The organism is Vibrio sp. 1CM8B (assembly GCF_023161685.1).
Lineage (GTDB): Bacteria > Pseudomonadota > Gammaproteobacteria > Enterobacterales > Vibrionaceae > Vibrio > Vibrio coralliirubri.
Genome location: NZ_JALNTU010000003.1, coordinates 329,246 through 348,491 on the forward strand (window position 1 = coordinate 329,246; position 19,246 = coordinate 348,491).

At 44.6% G+C, this 19,246-nt stretch carries 16 protein-coding genes; 4 read left to right on the plus strand and 12 right to left on the minus strand.

Annotated elements, in window-relative coordinates; all coding sequences use genetic code 11:
- Nucleotides 1-198: 198 nt before the first annotated feature.
- Nucleotides 199-876 carry a hypothetical protein gene (locus MSG36_RS07900; RefSeq protein ID WP_248367127.1) on the plus strand — a complete coding sequence of 226 codons (678 nt, stop codon included), beginning with the start codon at nucleotides 199-201 and terminating at the stop codon, nucleotides 874-876.
- Between the two features lie 4 nt (nucleotides 877-880).
- On the opposite strand, the gene MSG36_RS07905 is transcribed toward MSG36_RS07900, so the two are convergent.
- Nucleotides 881-1,759: a YdcF family protein gene (locus MSG36_RS07905; RefSeq protein WP_248367130.1), complete on the minus strand. Its 879-nt coding sequence runs from the start codon at nucleotides 1,757-1,759 to the stop codon at nucleotides 881-883.
- A 356-nt stretch (nucleotides 1,760-2,115) separates the two neighbouring features.
- Between MSG36_RS07905 and MSG36_RS07910 the strand changes: the two genes are divergently transcribed.
- From MSG36_RS07910 to MSG36_RS07920, 3 genes are all read left to right on the plus strand, one after another.
- On the plus strand, nucleotides 2,116-3,486 hold the full coding sequence (locus MSG36_RS07910) for an L-serine ammonia-lyase (protein ID WP_048612939.1): 1,371 nt from the start codon (nucleotides 2,116-2,118) through the stop codon (nucleotides 3,484-3,486).
- Nucleotides 3,487-3,901: 415 nt separating this feature from the next.
- A complete protein-coding gene (locus MSG36_RS07915) occupies nucleotides 3,902-5,380 on the plus strand; it encodes a peptide MFS transporter (protein WP_086967716.1) in 1,479 nt (492 codons plus the stop codon).
- Nucleotides 5,381-5,580: 200 nt separating this feature from the next.
- Entirely contained in the window at nucleotides 5,581-6,363 is a 783-nt protein-coding gene (locus MSG36_RS07920; RefSeq protein ID WP_248367133.1) for a siderophore-interacting protein, read from the plus strand.
- Between the two features lie 115 nt (nucleotides 6,364-6,478).
- Here the strand turns inward: MSG36_RS07920 and gntR are convergent, their stop codons facing one another.
- The 11 genes from gntR to MSG36_RS07975 form a co-directional block, all read right to left on the minus strand.
- Nucleotides 6,479-7,480, minus strand: a complete 1,002-nt coding sequence (gntR, locus tag MSG36_RS07925; protein WP_248367136.1) for a gluconate operon transcriptional repressor GntR — start codon at nucleotides 7,478-7,480, stop codon at nucleotides 6,479-6,481.
- A gap of 140 nt (nucleotides 7,481-7,620) precedes the next feature.
- Entirely contained in the window at nucleotides 7,621-9,129 is a 1,509-nt protein-coding gene (gene gndA / locus MSG36_RS07930; protein WP_248367138.1) for an NADP-dependent phosphogluconate dehydrogenase, read from the minus strand.
- A gap of 3 nt (nucleotides 9,130-9,132) precedes the next feature.
- Nucleotides 9,133-9,630, minus strand: coding sequence for a gluconokinase (locus MSG36_RS07935; protein WP_048608819.1), 498 nt, complete (start codon nucleotides 9,628-9,630; stop codon nucleotides 9,133-9,135).
- Between the two features lie 118 nt (nucleotides 9,631-9,748).
- Nucleotides 9,749-11,071, minus strand: coding sequence for a TRAP transporter large permease subunit (locus MSG36_RS07940; RefSeq protein WP_048608821.1), 1,323 nt, complete (start codon nucleotides 11,069-11,071; stop codon nucleotides 9,749-9,751).
- Nucleotides 11,064-11,621 (minus strand): TRAP transporter small permease subunit, encoded by a 558-nt coding sequence (locus MSG36_RS07945; protein WP_048616944.1) that lies wholly within the window; start codon nucleotides 11,619-11,621, stop codon nucleotides 11,064-11,066. Before MSG36_RS07945 ends, MSG36_RS07940 begins: the two co-directional genes overlap by 8 nt.
- 65 nt (nucleotides 11,622-11,686) lie before the next feature.
- The gene (locus tag MSG36_RS07950) at nucleotides 11,687-12,703 is read right to left on the minus strand and encodes a TRAP transporter substrate-binding protein (protein ID WP_048608825.1); all 1,017 of its coding nucleotides are present in this window, start codon (nucleotides 12,701-12,703) and stop codon (nucleotides 11,687-11,689) included.
- Between the two features lie 200 nt (nucleotides 12,704-12,903).
- Nucleotides 12,904-13,806, minus strand: coding sequence for an EamA family transporter (locus tag MSG36_RS07955; RefSeq protein WP_146490081.1), 903 nt, complete (start codon nucleotides 13,804-13,806; stop codon nucleotides 12,904-12,906).
- Between the two features lie 135 nt (nucleotides 13,807-13,941).
- Nucleotides 13,942-14,646, minus strand: coding sequence for a phosphonate utilization transcriptional regulator PhnR (gene phnR, locus MSG36_RS07960; protein WP_146490080.1), 705 nt, complete (start codon nucleotides 14,644-14,646; stop codon nucleotides 13,942-13,944).
- A 68-nt stretch (nucleotides 14,647-14,714) separates the two neighbouring features.
- Nucleotides 14,715-16,424 carry a putative 2-aminoethylphosphonate ABC transporter permease subunit gene (locus tag MSG36_RS07965; RefSeq protein ID WP_186728022.1) on the minus strand — a complete coding sequence of 570 codons (1,710 nt, stop codon included), beginning with the start codon at nucleotides 16,422-16,424 and terminating at the stop codon, nucleotides 14,715-14,717.
- Between the two features lie 20 nt (nucleotides 16,425-16,444).
- Complete coding sequence (locus tag MSG36_RS07970) at nucleotides 16,445-17,554, minus strand: putative 2-aminoethylphosphonate ABC transporter ATP-binding protein (RefSeq protein WP_102307070.1); 1,110 nt, start codon at nucleotides 17,552-17,554, stop codon at nucleotides 16,445-16,447.
- 216 nt (nucleotides 17,555-17,770) lie between these two features.
- Nucleotides 17,771-19,192, minus strand: a complete 1,422-nt coding sequence (locus tag MSG36_RS07975) for an FAD-dependent oxidoreductase (RefSeq protein WP_248367140.1) — start codon at nucleotides 19,190-19,192, stop codon at nucleotides 17,771-17,773.
- Nucleotides 19,193-19,246: the final 54 nt, after the last annotated feature.

Sequence of the window (19,246 nt, forward strand, 5' to 3'; positions counted from 1 at the left end):
ACAAGTTTCCAATCTCAAAGCTGTAATCCCCCCCCTAAAAATTCAATTATGTTACGTAAACTGTCTGCCATAAGGCAGCGGTTTACCGTATACATACACCAATTGAACACTGTTTTATTTCTGACACATCTCTGACATTAGCCTAACCTAGGCCGATAGAATGCCCGCCTGTTACAAAATTTTACACATATAATTATTATGAAAAGCCAATCAAAAACGAAAGAACAAACTCAAATGTCATTTGAACTGCCAGAGTTCACCCTTTCTCAGTCGACATCTCAAGTGATCTACAAACGCTGCCAAACCGCTCTCGTTGTTTTAGCGATTGGTATTGTCGCAAACCTTACTCTTCGAATTGATTTTGTATTGTTGAATGGCAATGTTGGTGAGATCTCGGTGACAGAGATGCTGCAACAGTTACTGCTTATTGTCGCGTCTGGATCTTTTGCTTATCTAGCGAGAGAGAAGCGTGAAGTTAAGCATGCAGCTATGCTCATCAGTGCATTTTTCGGTGTGATGTTTATTCGTGAAATGGACTTTTGGTTCGACAAGATTGTACATGGCGCTTGGGTTGTTCCTGCCCTATTGGTTGCTGGTAGTGCAATTTTCTATGCGATTAAAAATGGTAAACGAACCATTGATCAACTTGCGCTTATTCTTGCTTCCCCACACATGAACTTGCTAGTAACTGGCGTGATGCTTCTGTTGGTGTTCTCTCGCCTATTTGGCATGGGCAGCTTCTGGCACAATGTTATGGGCGATGATTACGTTCGAGCGGTTAAAAACATCGCTGAAGAAGGCACTGAGCTTCTAGCTTACTGTCTGATTGCGTTTGCGAGTTTAAAGACCGTTATTGGCATCACGAGAAAGAAATAATCACCTATCGCCACCAGCGATGTGTGTGATCCGATTCCGGATCTAAATAACGATTCAATAAAGTCAGGTTAGTATCTAGTAGAGCTAGGTATTCCCTGACTTTTTTTATATCGGTACCCACTGAAGTCTGCTGGATACAGCGCTCCAATGCTGGGAGTAAACTCTCCACAATGTCAAAGTCAGATGAACGTCCAACGAGCTCCTTGGCAGTTATCAATGCTTCCAAAGACAGTCTTTCTGGCTCTCGTCTAACCAACTCTAAATCTCGCTTAAATGCGCCCGCACAAACACCTTCAAGATAAACTCGGTAGGTCGTCAGTACGTCCATCAACAGAAACAATTGCCCTTGAGCACTTTGATGTGGGTATGGCACCGCAACATGAGCATCCAACCTACGATCTATTTGCAGCTCTACCCCAAGTGCGGAACACTTCTCGACGAGAACTTTAAGCAAACCTTGCTCGTCCATGAGCGATTGAATTTCGAATATACGTTGTAAGTGGTAGTCATTCGACACGAAAGTCACTTGCACACTTTGCCCGCGAGTAAACAACCCGCTTGCAATCATCTCTGAGGCCAAGTTTTGTATGTTCTCGACAGTGTTGGTCGAATGCTGCTCGAGCAAAATCGCTCCTAAGAAAAACGGATGTTCACGCCGCTTTTCAAGCTTTCTAAAATATTGGTGCATCGCATCGGCTTCAGACAGAGTTTGCCCTTTCGTTATCCCACCACAAAATGCAACCGCGGTTTGCTGATTCGACTCTTCTACCAAAGGCTCCGCCAGATACTCAAACAAAGCATCAACTCGACTGATTCCTTCATCAGTCAATTTATTCTCATTCAGTCGCTTACCCAGCACAATAAGGAGGTGATTAATGCTCATTTTATGTTCAAGTCTCGTTTTGGGGATTAGATGGAGTGAATTATGTATACAATACTTGTTAACAAAAGTATTTTGAAATTCTTATATGTTGCTCGCAATAATGCTCACTATTGATAGCGACATCTTAAGTAATACAAGAATAGACGTGTCGCTTTACAGCAAACATAGCACGCTCTTGTATTTCATCGCTCTATGCTTGTTAGCACTGGTCGATAAAAGAGCGCTTTCTATCAATGAATACGCTCAATCACATAACTGTTTCATCCAAAGAACAGGTTCACTCAAAGAAGTGAAACTAACTAAATACAAATTTTACACAGAGTTCGTCCATCGAACCGTCTTCACAGGAAGTTACTATGCTGTCTATTTTTGATATCTACAAAATTGGGGTTGGGCCGTCCAGCTCCCACACAAATGGACCAATGATCGCTGGGTTTAACTTTACCCAAAAAATTGATGCTCAGCTTAAGCAAGTGAAGCGTATTCAAATCGACTTATACGGCTCGTTATCATTGACGGGGATTGGTCACCACACAGACAGAGCGACCTTGTTAGGTTTACTAGGTAACCGCCCCGACACCATTAAAATCACCAGTGCTAACCAAGCTATGCGCAAGGCGATTGAAGATAAATCTCTATTGGTTAGCGGTAACCATGAAATTCATTTCGATGTAGAAAGCGACCTGCTCTTCCACAAGACCAACCTTCCGCTGCATGAAAATGGCATGACTATCTCTGCCTTTGACGAAAGCGGCAGTCTTCTGGATATGGAAACCTACTACTCGATTGGTGGTGGCTTTATCGCAACCGCGGATGAGCTACAAAACGGCAAACAGGAAGCAGAAACACAAGTTGAGTTCCCTTTCTCTTCTGCTGATCAGTTGCTTGAACTATCCGAACAACAAGGACTGAGCCTTGGTGGCTTAATTCTGCGTAACGAAGTTTCATTCCAAGGTATGGATGTGATTGACCAGAAAGCCGACCAAATTTGGAAGGTGATGTCTCTGTGTATGCAACGTGGCTTTGACACGGAAGGCATTCTTGATGGCGGCCTAGAAGTCACTCGTCGAGCACCTGCTCTGCTTAAAAAGCTTGAAGCGAATGCCTCGATTGAAAACGATCCAATGGAGATCATGGATTGGATTAACCTATTTGCCTTTGCCGTGAGTGAAGAGAATGCAGCGGGCGGTCAGGTCGTGACATCACCGACCAACGGTGCGGCTGGGGTTATTCCTGCGGTATTAATGTACTACCATCGCTTCATCAAAGAGCTAGACACTAAGCAGCTTAAAGACTTCTTGGCTGTCTCTGGTGCAATCGGCATCTTATACAAAACCAACGCTTCGATTTCTGGCGCAGAGGTAGGTTGTCAGGGTGAAGTCGGCGTTTCTTCATCAATGGCCGCAGCAGGCCTAACTGCCCTACGTGGTGGTAGCAACGAACAGATTTGTATTGCAGCTGAGATCGCGATGGAACACTCATTGGGCATGACATGTGACCCGATCGGTGGTCTGGTACAAGTACCATGTATCGAACGTAACGCAATGGGCGCAATGAAAGCGATCAATGCATCGCGCATGGCGTTGAAGCGTACCAGCAAGTGTCTTATCTCGTTAGACAAGGTTATCGAGACCATGTATCAAACAGGTAAAGACATGAACAAGAAGTACCGTGAAACTTCTCTAGGCGGCCTAGCCGTGATCCACATGGCACCACCTTGTGAATAAAAGACAGGAACACGAGTGGAGAAAGCCTCTATAGAGACAGCATTCTTGTAAACTTAGTTTTCAATATCTCAACAAAGCCAGCCACCAAGCTGGCTTTTTTATTGGCTAAAGCCCAGCAGCCAATTGAAAGTGATACTCACTTAAAAACATTTACAGAATGACTGCCTCTAACTTTCCCTTTATTAGTTCATTACTTAGCCACAAATGATGATGGCTAAATTTCATACCGCTATGCATCCACTCGCAAAATCTAACGTTGCAAATTTCATTCATGAGAAATATGAATGCACTCATAAGAAAAGATATATCGAGTAAAGTTCTGTTTGGGATAGATGTTTCAGTTTATGTATTACTACTAATGATATTATAATCGGGTAATTACACTACATATTAATACAAACGTGAGAATAAAATAATGTGGAATAGATTAAACAAATCAATGATGTTCTGCCAAATGATGTTCGGACTTTCGTTCTATGGCGTCATGGTGATCTTGACTCGTTTCTTCCTTGAAGATCTGAACTACAATGAAGCCGACACCATGATGGTTGTTGGTGCTTTCTCTGCAATCGGACCGCTATTTGCTATCGCAGGTGGCTTTATCGCCGACAAGTTTTTAGGCGCTTATCGATCTTTAACCATTGCCTTCCTAGGGTTCGCAAGTGGTTACGTTCTACTGGTACTTGGTGCTGCAGCAACCAATGTTCCGATGGCATTATGTGGTATTGCGTTAGCAAGTTATGCACGTGGTTTGATGTCCCCTTCTTACCCAAGTCTTTACAAACGCACGTTCAAAACTCAAGAAGATTTTGAGAACTGCTACCCAATCAACTACTCAGTAAACAATATTGGTGCTCTGTTAGGGCAATACCTGTTCCCAATGCTAGTGCTTGTTGTTGGTTTCCACGGTGGTTTCCTTCTTTCAGCGGTTCTAGCCGGTGCTGCGCTTCTAATGATGATCTTTGTTCGCAAAGGCCTTGTTGAAGCAAGTGCTGAAATCGACCAGAAACCAGTAAGCACTAAAAACTGGGCAGCGTTCCTTGGTCTTTCTGCAGCAATGATCGGCTTGGTATTCTTCATGTTCTCGAACATGGATATTGGCCAAAACATCGTGTACGCAATCGGTGGTGCAGCCATCATCTACTTTGTCTCTTTGATGATGAAATCGAAGAAATCAGACATGCTAAAAATGGGCACTATCTTAATCATCACATTCTTGACGACATGTTTCTTCGTGTACTACGGTCAGATGATGACTTCAATGACAATGGTAGCGATCAACACAATGCGTGGCGATCTATTTGGCTTCATCCCTGTCGCACCTGAAGCATCAATGGCAATGAACCCACTATGGTGTATGGTTGCTGGCCCTATCATCGCGGGTATCTTCTCTAACCTAGAAAAGAAAAACATTAACTTCTCAACTGCAACCAAAGTCGGTTTCTCTTTCATCCTTACGGCTATCGCTTTCGGTATCCTTACGATGGCAGTAACGACAGTGGGTGACGATGTTCTGATCCGCCCAGAAGTCTTCTTAGCGATTCACTTCTTCCTAGCATTCGGTGAAGTGATTGTAGGTTCAATGGTTGTAGCCTTCATCCTGTCTGTTGCACCTAAGCACATTGAAAACTTCTCAGTAAGCTTGTTCTCTGTTGCTATCGCACTATCAGGCATTGTTGGCGCGGTATTCTCAACGTCTATTGCACTAGAGAAAGGTCAAGAGATCACACAAGAGATCGTGCAAACGGTTTACGGTGATTACTTCCAAATGCTGACTGTTCTTGCAGTCGTGATGGTAGGTATCGCAATGGCAGCATCGTTCATTATTCGTAAGATGCTAGAAGCTGCGAAAGCCGCTGAAGAAACGATTGAACTAGAGCAAGCAAACAGCTAATTCTGTTCGCTGAGTCAAACCAATCCTAAGAGCCCTTTAGTTTTCTAAAGGGCTCTTTTTTGTAGGATCCGTTTCTCAATAGGATCTGTCGCATCAGTTAGGTAGTACATGTGTAAATCAAAGTAAATGATAACTATTAGTATTGAGTGTTTTTTAGTTCAGGATTATGATGTGGAAATCCAAATCTAAGAGAGCCTTATATGAGCAAGCCTAGCCCTATCACATTAACCGTTACTCAAACCTCAACAATTACTCCAAACATGCAGCGCATAACGCTTAGCGGTGAGGGATTAAGTAAATACCCAACAGAATGTGCCGGCGGCTACATCAAGCTTTTATTCTCGCCACTCGGCACGACTGATTTAAGCCAACTAAACGAAGGTGAGCGCCCAACCATGCGTACCTACACCATTCGCCAGTACAACCCAGTAGAGCAATTCATCGAAGTCGATTTCGTTCGCCACATCACTAAAGATTTGCAATGTGGTTTTGCTGCAAGATGGGCAATGAGCGCGAAAGTGGGTGACACTATTTCAGTGGCAGGCCCAGGTTTGATTCAAGGACTGAACCTTGAGTCGGATTGGTTCTTCTTAGTCGCAGACATGACGTCCCTCCCTGCGCTTTCTGCAAAAGTAAAAACGCTTCCAGAAACAGCGACAGGTCACGCTGTCATTCAGATCAACTCAGCAGCAGATAAGCAAGCACTTGAAACCCCTCAAGGCATCAAAGTAACTTGGTTGATTGAAGATGAAACCTCAGAGTCACTTTCACAAACCGTGCGTAACACAGAATGGTTAGAAGGTCAGGTGTCAGTATGGACAGCGTGTGAATTTGAAAGCATGCGCGAGCTGAGACAGTACTTCCGCAACGAAAAGGAAGTTGCAAAAGAGAACATCTACATCAGCAGCTACTGGAAACGTGGCGTCACTGAAGATGGTCACAAAGTGTTGAAACAACAAGATGCTCAAGCTTTAGCGGGTTAAGTCTTTTACTACCTACAGCTTCTTACTAGATAATTAGAAAACGCCCTTATCGAAGTTTGTATCGCTAAGGGCGTTTTAATTTGAATCCGATGAAGAGCAAGGCTGAAATGTAAAATTAAATACTCTCACCCACTTCGATCTCGTAACCGAGATCCAGCTTCGCTACCCATTCTTTATTGCCTTGTAAACGCGCTAAAACTTGCTGTGCAGCGACTTTACCAATCTGTTCCCTTGGTGTTACTACAGTCGCTAAACGAGGCGTCATTGCCACTGTGATGTCGTGCCCGTGGAAACCTGCAATTGCCATCTGCTCTGGTACTTGAATACCACGACGTACACATTCGTAAAAAGCACCAATGGCCAAATCATCGTTAGTACAGAAAATGCCATTCACTTCAGGGTGCTTCTCTAGTAACTCACCAATCAGTTTCGCACCAAGAGTAAACGAGGACGCGTCTTCCGTTTGCAGAGTCACGGGCGCTTTATCAGCTTCTTGCATCGCATGTTCGTAGCCCGCCATTTTTAAGCGAGTTCGCTCATCCATACGAGCCGCTAAGTAAGCAATATTGGTGCGTCCTCTGTCGAGCATGGTTTTGGTCATGGCTCTAGCCGCTTCGAAGTTATCAAAGCCAACAGCTTGTTCAATTCTTGGCGATACCGAGTCCATAATCTCGATCACTGGGATTGAAGCGGTCTGCAGCATTTTTCGAGATCTATCGGTGTGAACATTCTCAGACAGAATAATCGCATCCACATTGTACGAGAGCAGCGAAGCGATGCTTTGTTCTTCCAGTTCAGCGCTATAACCATAGTGGGCAATCATGGTTTGGTAGCCCGCAGGCGCGGTAACTTGTTCAATACCACGGATAACTTCGGCGAAAACTTGGTTAGTTAACGAGGGAACAAGCACACCGATAGCATTACTTTTAGCGTTAGAAAGGATGTCTGGTGCTCGATTAGGGATATAACCGAGCTCGTCGACTGCAGCGTTGATCTTGTCTCGCAGTGCTTCAGACACTTGAGAAGAGTCTCGCAGACAGCGACTTACGGTCATTTTGGTGACACCAACTAGGTTGGCAACATCTTGTAATGTGGGACGTTTTTTCTTATTCGACATAGTATTTAATTGTTATAGTTATGAATTATGTTACTGGTAACAGTGTATCCAACTGACGTGGAATTTGAAGTCTAATTTAGTAAAATATTGATATAGCGTCATAAATACAAACGCCCTCAGTAGAGGGCGTTATTGATTATTTAAGCGTTAACTTTTACTTCTGTTCTTGGGGACTGACTCCAAGTGACATGGAATTTTTCAGCTTCCTCTCTATCCACTCGTGAATAGGTATGAGAACCAAAGTAATCACGTTGTGCTTGCAGTAAATTAGCTGGCAACACCTCACAACGCAATGAGTCAAAGTAGCTTAATGCAGAACTGATTCCTGGCATCGGTATACCATACAAAGCTGAATTCGCTACCGCGATACGCCAAGCAAGTTCGCGCTCTTCTACTTGTTTAATGAAAGCCTCATCAAACAACAAGTTCGCAAGTTCTCTATTTTGTTGGTAAGCCGACGTGATGCTTTGTAAGAAGGCCGCGCGAATAATACAACCCGCACGCCAGATCTTAGCTATTTGAGTGAAATCAAGATTCCAACCCTCTTTGTCTGACGCTGTTTTCAGTAAATCAAAACCTTGCGCATAAACAGACAGTTTGGCGCAATACAGAGCATCATGAAGTTCTGAGATGACTTCAGTTTTATCTAGCTGACTCGCATCGGTAATATTGCCCCTTAGCAATTTGCTACCTTGAACACGCTGTGCTTTTTGACCACTCATCGCACGCGCATAGACCGCCTGTGCAATGGTTGGCGTTGGGCAACCTTCTTGCAAACTGTTTACTGCTGTCCATAAGCCAGTGCCTTTTTGACCAGCCTTATCAAGCACAACATCAACGAATGGCTTACCCGTCACCACATCTTCTTGTTGAAGAATATCGGCGCTAATTTCCATCAAATAACTATTAAGGACGCCATTATTCCATTGGTCAAAGACTTTGCCGATCTCTTGAGCTGGCATTTCAAGTACATCACGCATGAACTGATACACTTCGCAAATAAGCTGCATGTCAGCGTACTCAATACCATTGTGCACCATTTTCACATAGTGCCCAGTGCCCGAAGGGCCAACATACGCAGCGCACGCTTCACCTGCTTCAAACTGAGCGACAGGCAAACCGTTCGCATCGACTTTCGCAGCAATCGCTTCCCACATCGGCTTCACATATTGCCAAGCTGATGGGTCACCACTAGCCATCAACGCAGGGCCAACACGAGCCCCTTCTTCACCACCAGAAACAGCTGTACTAAAGAAGCGTAGTTTGCCTTTGTAGTTCACTTCTCGGGCTTCAGTATCAGTCCATAAGCTATTGCCTGTATCGATAACAATATCATCGCGCTCTAAACCGGCTTCTAGCAAGTTACTTACCACGATATCAACCGGTTTTCCTGCCGGAACCGACAATGCAATCACTCGTGGTTTCGCTAACCCCTGAAGAATGTCTTCAAGATTAACACCACTAGTAAAGAGGCCTTTTCCTTCAAATGTCTCATTGAGCTGCTTCGCTTCAGAGCTAGCACGCTCAATGTTGTCTGTATTGAGGTCAAAGCCTGCGACATTGAAGCCATTATCAAGTAGGTTGAGTGCCAGGCTTTTACCCATCACTCCTAAACCAATCATCGCAATGTCATTTTTTGTCTGAGTCATGGTTTAGCCTATCTGCTTAATTTGTTTGAGTGCACTTTCTACTACCTGTTCAACATCTTGTGAGATATCAACAAACAACGCCTCGCCTTCACTCGGTTCAACCAAGGTTGCGAATTGGCTTTTCAACATTTCTTGACCATTGAAGTAATGGTTCTCACGCGCTTTATGGCGGTTCCAAATAGTGTCGAAGCTACCTTGTAAGTACACGATAACTAAGCCTTCATTGTTCTTTCGTAGAATGTCGCGGTATTGTGGTTTCAATGCAGAGCAAGCAATCACAGCACTTGGTTGTTCAATGTATTGCTTGTTAAGTGTTTCTAGCCATCCTTGACGATCTTCGTCAGTCAGCGGAATACCTTGGCGCATTTTTTCTACATTGCTTTGCGGATGGAAGTCATCGCCATCAAAGAATTGAAGATCTAAAGCTTGTGCGATACGGCTACCAATCAGGCTTTTTCCGCATCCAGATACGCCCATCACGAGTATTTTTTTGCTTTTCATAAGGCAAGCCTTCCCTAAGCCCCAACCAAAACTGGGGCTGACAATCGAATCTAATAGTTAAACTTGTTTTGCTGCTGATCGGTTCCTGAGCGTTAAATTCACTCTGGAACCTTCGTTGTTATTGCCACCAAAGCGCGAGCTGAGGGAAGATAATAACCAGTGCCAGAACCAATACTTGAAGTGCAATGAATGGCAGTAGTGAAGAGAAAATCTCACCTAAGCTGATGTCTTTTGGTGCTACTGATTTCAAGTAGAACGCCGCGGGACCAAATGGTGGTGACAAGAAAGACACCTGCATATTTAGACAGAACACAACACCAAACCAAACTGGGTCGAAACCAAGGCCAGTGATGATTGGAACGAAGATTGGCATTGTTAGAAGTGCCACACCTACCCAGTCAAGGAACATGCCTAAAACCAGCAAGATAGCCATCATGATTAGCAGTGTTACTGTTGCGTTGCCGCCACTGAGTGCAAGGATCGTTTCTTCAACAAAGTCGATGCCACCCATTAGGTTGTAGATACCAACCAGAGCACTTGCACCAATGCCGATCCACATGATCATGCCGCAGGTGCGCATAGTTGCGATGGCACTCTCTTTCAGCATATTGAAGTTCAATTCACCGCGGATAAGCGCGCTGATCATGATGCCGACGACACCCAAAGCCGAAGCTTCCGTTACTGAAGCAATACCCGTATAGATACTACCGAGAACGGTTGCTACAGAAAGCAGAGGGAAGAACAGAGCCTTGAAGTAGCTAGGTTGATTCGCTAAGTCTTCTTCTGTCTCATCATCACTTGGAAGAGGAGCAAGAGAAGGGTTCAGCTTACAACGAATCAATACGTAGCCGATGTAACAGCCCGCAAGGATAAACGCTGGTAAGAAAGAAGCCTTGAATAGGTCGCCAATCGACACACTCGCTGTCATACCATAGATGATCAGTACGATACTTGGCGGCAGCATGGTGCCGAGCGCGCCACCCGCACAGGTTGTACCAATAGCAAGCTTACGGTCATACCCTAAGCGAAGCATTTGAGGCAGTGCAAGAATACCTAGTAGTACAGTTTCACCACCGATAACACCTGACATTGAAGCCAGTAACACAGCTACCAATAACGTTTGTACCGCAACGCCACCGCGAACCTTACGGCCGACAGATTTCATTGCATCAAACAAATCACGAGCAATGCCCGAACGGTCTAGTAAAGCGGCCATCAATACAAACATCGGTACTGCGAGAAACACATAACCAGAAGCAAAACTGTAAGTACGGCTCGCAATCAAAGGTAAAGCATCAGGGCCAAACCAACATAGAGTGAAGAAAATCGCGACAAAGCCAGTTACGAACGCAAGCTGCATACCCGTCAGGAGCAAGCCAATCATCATAACCAACATGAGCAAACTGCCCCATGCGATACCAATAGAAGATAAATCAAACATCGTCATTCTTCCTTAGACCCATCAACTCTTGGATTAGGTGCAATACAAACTGGATAACAAGAACACACAAAACGACAAAGATCAGGCCTTTCAACAGCGCAGGATAAGGCGCGTTTAACACTGAGCCTGATGTTTCAAGGCGGAATTCGCCCCATGGTGCAAACCACGCTTCTTCTGCAGTGAAATAAGCCGCGTAAGCAAGCATGCCAGCAAAAGCCAAACCAACAATGTGGTGAACAAGATTAAGATATTTACGTGTTTGGTTAGAGACTGAATCGTAAATAAGAACCACACGTACGTGCTTATTCGCGGCAAAAGCGTAGATACCACCAATAATGAATAAAGAACCACCAATGAAAGAAGCTGTTTCATGTACCCATGTGGTCGGGGCATCAAATGCATAACGCATCACAACTTCGTAAAATGAAATCAATACAGTAAAGATAAACAGCCAGCTAACGAGATTACTGAACTTTATAATAAGACGATCAAGTACGTTTCTTGGCTGTTCGTCGTTTTCAGCTGGGGCGTGGGGGATTTTGTCTGTCATGGGCCAAATTTCCTGGGAGAATACGGGAGAGCAATGCCCTCCCCCGTCAGTAAGCTAAGTTTAAGTTACAACAAGCCGTTTTCTTCTAAGAACACAGTCACTGAGTTATAAACTTTCTGCGCGTTATCAGAACGCTCTGCGAAGACTTTCCACTGACCTTTAGCGATTTCACGGAACTTCTTACGCTCTTCTTGAGACCAGTCGTGGATAGTAATTTCTGGGTTAGCTTGTGCTTCTTTAACTGCAGCTTGGTCAGCCATTTTCAGTTGAGTTGTCATGTCGTAAGAGAAGTCACGCACTGATGTTTGTAGAATCGTTTGTAGATCAGCTGGCATCTTGTCCCATTTTTTCTGAGATACAGAGATGTCGATAAGCGGTAATGAGTGGAAACCCGGTTGAACTGGATGCGTTGCAATATCGTTCATGCCCGCTTTTTGGTTGGTAGAGAATACCGTGTAGTCCGCGGCATCAATTACCCCCTTGCTTAAGCCGGTAAAGACTTCAGAACCTGGCAGGTTTACCGGAGTCGCACCCGCTGCTGCAAACACTTGTTGTACTAAACCTTCAGGAGCACGAAGCTTAAGACCTTTAAGATCCGCTACACCGTCAATTGGCTTTTTAGAAATGAAAGACTCAACACCCGTTGTAGAAGCACCAACGAACTGAACACCGTAAGGCTTGTACAGTTCAGTCATTAGCTCGTTACCGCCACCGTAGTTCATGTACTGAAGCAGTTGTGTTGTATCAGACCATGCACCAACCATATTACCGATAAGACCAAATGCTGGATCTTTACCAGAGAAGTAACCTGTTGCTGTGATATGACCATCAAGAATGCCCATCTTGATCGCGCCCAGCGTTTCAGTGTGTTTAACCACAGCGCCTACAGGCAGAAGGTCGATGTCGATACGTCCGTTAGACATCGTCTCTACACGCTCAGCCCACTTCTGCTGAACCTTGAAGTTCAAATCACCAGATGGATCTGAAGATTGAATCTTAAGTTTAAAGTCTGCAGCCATTGCTGATGTAGCAAATAGGCCAGTGAGGGAAGCAGCAATCAGCGTTTTAGTCAGAGCTTTCATTTGGGTATCCTTATGAGTTTCACAGAGTCCGGTTTGTTGTTATATGTTACCGGTAACGTTGAGGCAGATGTTACCGGTAACCTTACAGCCTTGTCTATGAGAAGGATCACATCTTTAACATTAGTAAAACGTTTGCTATCAATAAGAGAAATGTGACTGAAAAGTCACATTATAGGTCGGAGGTGTAGATTAATTTAGTTTTAAGTCAATGAGATAACTAAACCAGCAATAATAAAAACGACGCCTACACCGCGAGTCATGTGCCACTTTTCCTTCAAAAAGTAGATCCCCATCACTACGCCGAAGATGATGCTTACTTGCCTAAGTGCCACAACCAAGCTGACGTTCTCTGTCATGGTCATTGCAAACAACACCAGACCATAGGTCGATGCCATCATGATGCCAGCAATGGTTGCTTTTCTGCGCAATATCCATGCATTAGTAAACTCGATTCTTTGGTTGGTTGCGAATAACCAAATACTAAGCGGAATCACGATCGCCCAAAATTGAATACCCAGGTAAAAAACTGCTGTGTGCTTGTTAGTAATGGTGGGTGTACTTAGAGGCTCTAATAATAGAAGCGCCTCTTTATCAATAATGGAGTAACCCGTCGTTCCAATGGCGGCGATTAACGCCCACAACACACCAAGATTAAGGTAAGCCTTGAGCCTCAACTCAGAGAATTGCTTAAGTGGTACAAACAAACAACCCAATGTAATCAGTGCAAATCCCATCCATTGATTAGGTGACAGCTCATAACCAATCAACACTGTACCCAAGCCAACCATTAACACAGGTAGTGCTCGTGCCATTGGATAGATCACACCGATATCAGCTTGTTTATAGGCAGCACCCAACCCAATCAAATAGACGATTTGGCAAATCCCACTCAAGAAAACCAACTGCCAAAATGGAAGTGAGATATTTGATAGCCCTACACTGTGAACATACCAAATCAAATATGGCGTCAATATCGCTGCGGCAGCAACCCCAGAGGCTAAGAAGAAAGACGAGCCCGATCCTTGATTTGATTTACCTAGGACATTCCAACCCGCATGCAGCAGAGCCGAAATAATCACGATGATGATGGCAGAGAATTCCATTTCATTCCTAACTTATTGACTGATAAAAGCGGTCGCTGAAAACAGGGGATAAAAAAGGCCTCCAGATAAGAGACCTTTGATCATTCCAGTTGGGCAAATCCCTAAAGTGAGATGTGCCAGCGTTCTAACGTACGACTAACGCTCTAACTGCGCTATCGACTCAATACTGATCGCGTCATGACGCCAATACTCAATATCGCAATCAATCAAATCGCCGTTTTGATTGTAGTTAACACGCTCAACCACCATTGCAGGAGAGCCAGAAGTTGCACGCAGTGCTTGCGCGGTTTCGCCAAGCAAAGACGTTGTGCTCACACGATAACGGATCTTCTGATACACCATGCCAAAGTGCTCGCGGTAGATGTCCGTCAGTGATTTAGACAGATCATAATCGAGCAAGTTAGGAAACAGCTCTGGTCGAATGTAGTTAGTCACATACACAACAGGCCTGTCTTCAAGGTAGCGAACTCTGTCGACTCGATAAACATCTGAGAACGGTTGTAACTCAAGAAGCTTAGTCGCCTCCTTGGTTGCCAACATCCCTTTCGCTGCCACCAACTCTGTTTTCGGCTTACGGTTCTGCGACAGAGCCATATTGGTGAAGTTTAGTGTTTGTGTTGGGTCATAACGAAGCGGCTCGGGAGAGATAAACCAACCACGTCGGTCTTCTCGATAAATACGCCCTTCCGCTTCAAGTGAAGACAAGGCTTCACGTAAGGTAACTCGAGTCGTATCAAACGATTCAGCCAGTTTGCGCTCCGCAGGCAACTTCTGTCGTGGTGTTAACATCCCCGACTCTATCTGCTCTACGATGACATCTTTGATTTTTACGTACTGCACTTCATTTCCTTTTATTCTTGTTCTTGTCGTCAGCCACTCCTTGGCCAACTGCAATATAAAATGGTTCGCTAGCGTTTACGCCAAGCTTGGGTTCGCTTCTCGAATAACTTGTTGATTAACATATGAATCAACTTCGCGCTCGCTGCCGATATCATGATCATCACCGCCATAGCAGCTGCTGCACCCGTTTGCCCCGCATCATCCATATTCAATACTGAAACTGATGCTGGGATCGTATTGGTAGAATACAAGAATACTACCGCAGATGTCGTGGTAAGTGCATTAATAAACAGGTATGTCGCAATATCTAAAATCGCCGGCAGACAAACGGGTACCGTCACCTTAAAGAACAGCTTGTATTGCGGTAAGTTAACCGAAGCCGCTGTCGCTTCTATTTCTTCAGGCAGCTGTTTTAATGCAGTTAACGCTGTCATGTGCCCGACTGTGTAGTAGTGAACCACGGTGTTTATCACCAAGAACGCCATCGTGCCATACAAGAAGTTGAATGGATTGCTCAAATCATTGAAGTAGAAGATATAGCCCAAACCCAACACCATGCCCGGAACCGCCATTGGCACAACACTAAGCATCTGCATTGCCTGACGAACAGGACCAAATGCTCTGCCTTTCTCAATGCAATATGCACCAAGGAAAATCAACACGGTACCGATAATAGCAGTCCATGCGCCCAGCGTTAAAGAGTTGAAGAACGGCGTCCAACCATAAGTACTCATTTCTGCGAAGTTATAGTTATTCAAGGTGAGTGCTTTGTTCCAAGGCCAGAACGTGACCATAGAACCGTATATCGCCATGCCTAGCACGATAACAACAGCAGCAGAGATGATGGTGCAATAGAGCAAACACACGCCATCACGTAGAGTATTTGGTTCAGGTTGGTAAGCGACGGAGCGAGTATCAAACAAGCTCTTCTGTTTCTTTTGAACCCAGCGATCCACTGTAAACGCAAGCAGTGCCGGCAATAGCAATAAAATACTGGTTACTGCACCCATAGAGAAATTCTGTTGCCCTACCACTTGTTTAAAGATGTCAGTCGATAGAACGTTATAACTGCCACCAATCACCTTTGGCACACCAAAGTCACAAACCACTAGCGTAAATACAACGATCAGAGTGCTGATCAAACCATACTTTGCCGCAGGTAGCGTCACCATGAAAAAGGTTTTGAATGATGAAGTATTGAGTGCACGTGCCGCCTCATACAGACGAGCATCAGAAGTTCTTAACGAGGTAGTCAGAATCATCAAGGCGTGTGGAAAAGTCCAAAATATTAAGCCTAGTGATATACCAATCAAACCGTATACCGAATTTCCCCCTAAGACTTCTTTGGCGATACCTTGGTTACCAAATAAGAAGATCAAACTGATCGCAGGAAGCAACGATGGAGCTAGAATCGGCGCTGAACCCAACACCTGAAAAAGCCCCTTGAAAGGCATACATGAACGAGTCAACGCATAGGCATAACCAAACGCTAATACACCCACGACAATCGTTACTAACAGCCCAAGCGTAAACGTGTTACCTACCGACTGCCACAGGCTTTGAGAAGCAAAATACGTTGCGAAATTCTGTAATCCTACAAATTCACCGTCTGCGTTCTGTACACTTTTTTTCAACATTGCCCACAGTGGCATCAGAATGAATAGCGTCATGACCACTGACAAAAAAGCCAGAAGCCCGAATAGGATTACGTTGTCTTTACTTAACCGAGCAAGAAAAGGCGTTACTCGTCGTTGAATTAGCAGCTTAGATTGCATCATTTGAGTCGATTCCATGATTGTTACGCCGCCTCGTCTTTCATCACTTGCAGGCTTTCAGATGGGTAAGCTCTAAGGCCTTCTTCATCAAACGCTACGTAACGAATATCGCTGCGACGCAGTTTCAATCGATTAAACTCTTTGACTGACACATCAACGATGATCTCTTTAGCCGTTGAGTCATGTTGCAGCTCACACTCAACTCGATAGAACGCCCCTAGGAACTCGCTAGATATGATTCTGACGGGTAAAGACTCGTTAAAGCGATCAACAAACTGAATTTGTTCTGGACGCACCGCGATATCAAACCGATCGCCATGCTTTGGTGTCAAATTATCTAAAACTGGCAACGCTAACATCGACTCTGCAATGCGCATTTTGCCTTTCGCAGCAACAGAAGCTTGAATGAAGTTCATGCTACCAACGAATTCAGCGACAAAGCGGCTGACTGGGTTTTGATAGATTTCTTGCGGAGCACCCACTTGCTCGATAACACCATGATTCATGACCACAATGCGATCGGCCATGGTTAAGGCTTCATCTTGATCATGAGTCACCATGATGGTGGTAATGCCCAGCTTACGCTGCAATTGACAGATCTCATCACGCAGGTGTGTTCTTACCTTCGCATCCAATGCAGAAAGCGGTTCATCGAGTAGCAACAAGCCTGGAGACAACGCTAATGCGCGAGCCAGAGCAACACGCTGCTGTTGTCCACCAGATAGCTGATTTGGGTATTTCTGACCAGACGTTGGTAAACCAATGGTTTCTAACCAAGATTCTACCGCTTCCAAAGCTTCTTTGGTCGACATCCCTTGGTTCTTCAAACCAATTGCGATGTTCTCTTCCACAGTCAGGTTTGGAAATAGAGCATAAGATTGGAATACGATGCCGAAATCGCGCTTCTCAGGAGGTAGGAACGTCGTATCATTACCGTTCTGCTCAATAGAGCCTGAGGTCGGTAAATCCAGTCCTGCAATCGCACGTAGTAGTGTCGTTTTACCGCAGCCAGACGGGCCAAGGAAACAGACGAACTCACCTTTTTCGATCGATAGGGATATGTCTTTTAACGCTGTAAATTGGCCAAATTGCTTTACAACGTTTTCAATATTCAAATAAGTTTGGTTGCTCATACTACAGCACTCTTTAAATGGTATATACCAAATTTAAACTTTGAATATTGCAGTTGAGTGACAAATTTATAGAAGCTAAATGACAGTTATATTGCAGAAATAATAAGCATTAAAGATTGCTATTAAAAGTCAGTTCAACGTTGAAAACCCTCAGTGACTTGCCCATAAATCACTGAGAGCCTAAATGTAAACTTCTAGTTTAAACGCTAGATTAATCTACGATTCAACCTTGTCGGCTTTACCTGCCGCACCCGCGAGCTTTGCCAATTGTTTATCCAACCACAATGGCGTGTTACCAGAGTCTTCCGCGTTCTCTTTTCTTCGAACAGCATCTCTAACCATCATTGCCCCAACCCAACGAAATGGCTCTGGTGGGAAATAGCCTCGTGGACCGCTAGTTAAGCCACTACGTGTCCATTCGTTATCACCTCCTAACACCATTGAAGACAAAATTTTGCCTCCCATGCGAGTTTGAGCCACACCATTACCTGAGTAACCGAGCCCATAATAGATGTTGTTTTGGCCTTTTAGATTACCGAAAAATGGCAATCCTGTGACGGATCGGTCAGAACCGCCCGACCAGTTGTAATCGAATTCATTCTGATCCAGTTTAGGGAACAATTTCTGGAAAGATTGATTGAGAATCGGTAGGTAGTTAGTCGTTTGGTTAAACATGCTTTCAACCTGATTCGCAAACGAGAATTTATTGCCACCTTTGCCTAACATGAGTCGTCCATCCTCAGTGTCACGGTAGTAATGAACAAAGATACGTGAGTCCACTACCGCCGCTCCTTTTTCGGGACCAAACTGCTTGAGTTTTTCTGGAATAGGCTTAGTCACTACCATGTCAGACGAGACAACCACAATGCTGCGTTTGAACTCTTTAAAGTGATCGAGCATCCATGCATTGAGCGCTAAGATCACTTTACCGGAAGTTATCGTCCCACCCTTAGTTTGGACGCGAGCTGGCGAGCCGTAATCAAGAGAAGTCATCTCTGTATTTTCGTAAATTTCGACACCCAATTCGATCGCAACGCGGCGTAAGCCTCTCGCCAATAACGCTGGCTGAACGCTACCAGCAGCTTCTGAGTAGTAACCCTCAATATGGCGATCAGATCCCGCTTTATCAGCCAAAGAATTGTCGCACTTCTTCCAGCTATTGATACCCTGCTTAACCAGCTCATTAACAACAGGCTCCATTCCACCCTTTTGATCTTCATTGGTCGCCGTGTAGTAAGTTCCGCTGCGATATAGATGCGCGTCAATGTTGTGTTCGTTACAGAAGGCTTCGATCTCGTATATAACCTTTTCCGATTCCTTAACCAACCATTTCGCTTGTTCTTTTCCATAGAGCTTTTTCAACGTTGGGTACTTAGTCGACCACGTCAGCATACAGCCGCCGTTTGCGCCAGAAGCGCCGCTACCACATAGGCCTTTTTCAATCACGACAACATGTTTTTCGGGTTGCTGTTGTTTGATTAAAATCGCCGTCCATAAACCTGTATAGCCGCCGCCAACAATAGCGATGTTGCAGTTAACATCTTTTTTAAGTGGCTTCGCGGATTCTAAACCTGCATCTATGCTGCCAAATTCCTGTTCCAATGCTTGCTTGAACCAATATGAGTAGTGCTTTTTCATTTGTTTTACCTTACTAAAAACCTAAAGGCGTAAAACTAAAAAAGGAAGACCGAA

Excerpts from the sequence above, each read along its gene's own strand:
- MSG36_RS07900 (WP_248367127.1), top strand. The coding sequence starts at position 199 with ATGAAAAGCCAATCAAAAACGAAAGAACAAACTCAAATGTCATTTGAA.
- MSG36_RS07905 (WP_248367130.1), bottom strand. The coding sequence starts at position 1,759 with ATGAGCATTAATCACCTCCTTATTGTGCTGGGTAAGCGACTGAATGAG.
- MSG36_RS07910 (WP_048612939.1), top strand. The coding sequence starts at position 2,116 with ATGCTGTCTATTTTTGATATCTACAAAATTGGGGTTGGGCCGTCCAGC.
- MSG36_RS07915 (WP_086967716.1), top strand. The coding sequence starts at position 3,902 with ATGTGGAATAGATTAAACAAATCAATGATGTTCTGCCAAATGATGTTC.
- MSG36_RS07920 (WP_248367133.1), top strand. The coding sequence starts at position 5,581 with ATGAGCAAGCCTAGCCCTATCACATTAACCGTTACTCAAACCTCAACA.
- gntR (WP_248367136.1), bottom strand. The coding sequence starts at position 7,480 with ATGTCGAATAAGAAAAAACGTCCCACATTACAAGATGTTGCCAACCTA.
- gndA (WP_248367138.1), bottom strand. The coding sequence starts at position 9,129 with ATGACTCAGACAAAAAATGACATTGCGATGATTGGTTTAGGAGTGATG.
- MSG36_RS07935 (WP_048608819.1), bottom strand. The coding sequence starts at position 9,630 with ATGAAAAGCAAAAAAATACTCGTGATGGGCGTATCTGGATGCGGAAAA.
- MSG36_RS07940 (WP_048608821.1), bottom strand. The coding sequence starts at position 11,071 with ATGTTTGATTTATCTTCTATTGGTATCGCATGGGGCAGTTTGCTCATG.
- MSG36_RS07945 (WP_048616944.1), bottom strand. The coding sequence starts at position 11,621 with ATGACAGACAAAATCCCCCACGCCCCAGCTGAAAACGACGAACAGCCA.
- MSG36_RS07950 (WP_048608825.1), bottom strand. The coding sequence starts at position 12,703 with ATGAAAGCTCTGACTAAAACGCTGATTGCTGCTTCCCTCACTGGCCTA.
- MSG36_RS07955 (WP_146490081.1), bottom strand. The coding sequence starts at position 13,806 with ATGGAATTCTCTGCCATCATCATCGTGATTATTTCGGCTCTGCTGCAT.
- MSG36_RS07965 (WP_186728022.1), bottom strand. The coding sequence starts at position 16,424 with ATGATGCAATCTAAGCTGCTAATTCAACGACGAGTAACGCCTTTTCTT.
- MSG36_RS07970 (WP_102307070.1), bottom strand. The coding sequence starts at position 17,554 with ATGAGCAACCAAACTTATTTGAATATTGAAAACGTTGTAAAGCAATTT.
- MSG36_RS07975 (WP_248367140.1), bottom strand. The coding sequence starts at position 19,192 with ATGAAAAAGCACTACTCATATTGGTTCAAGCAAGCATTGGAACAGGAA.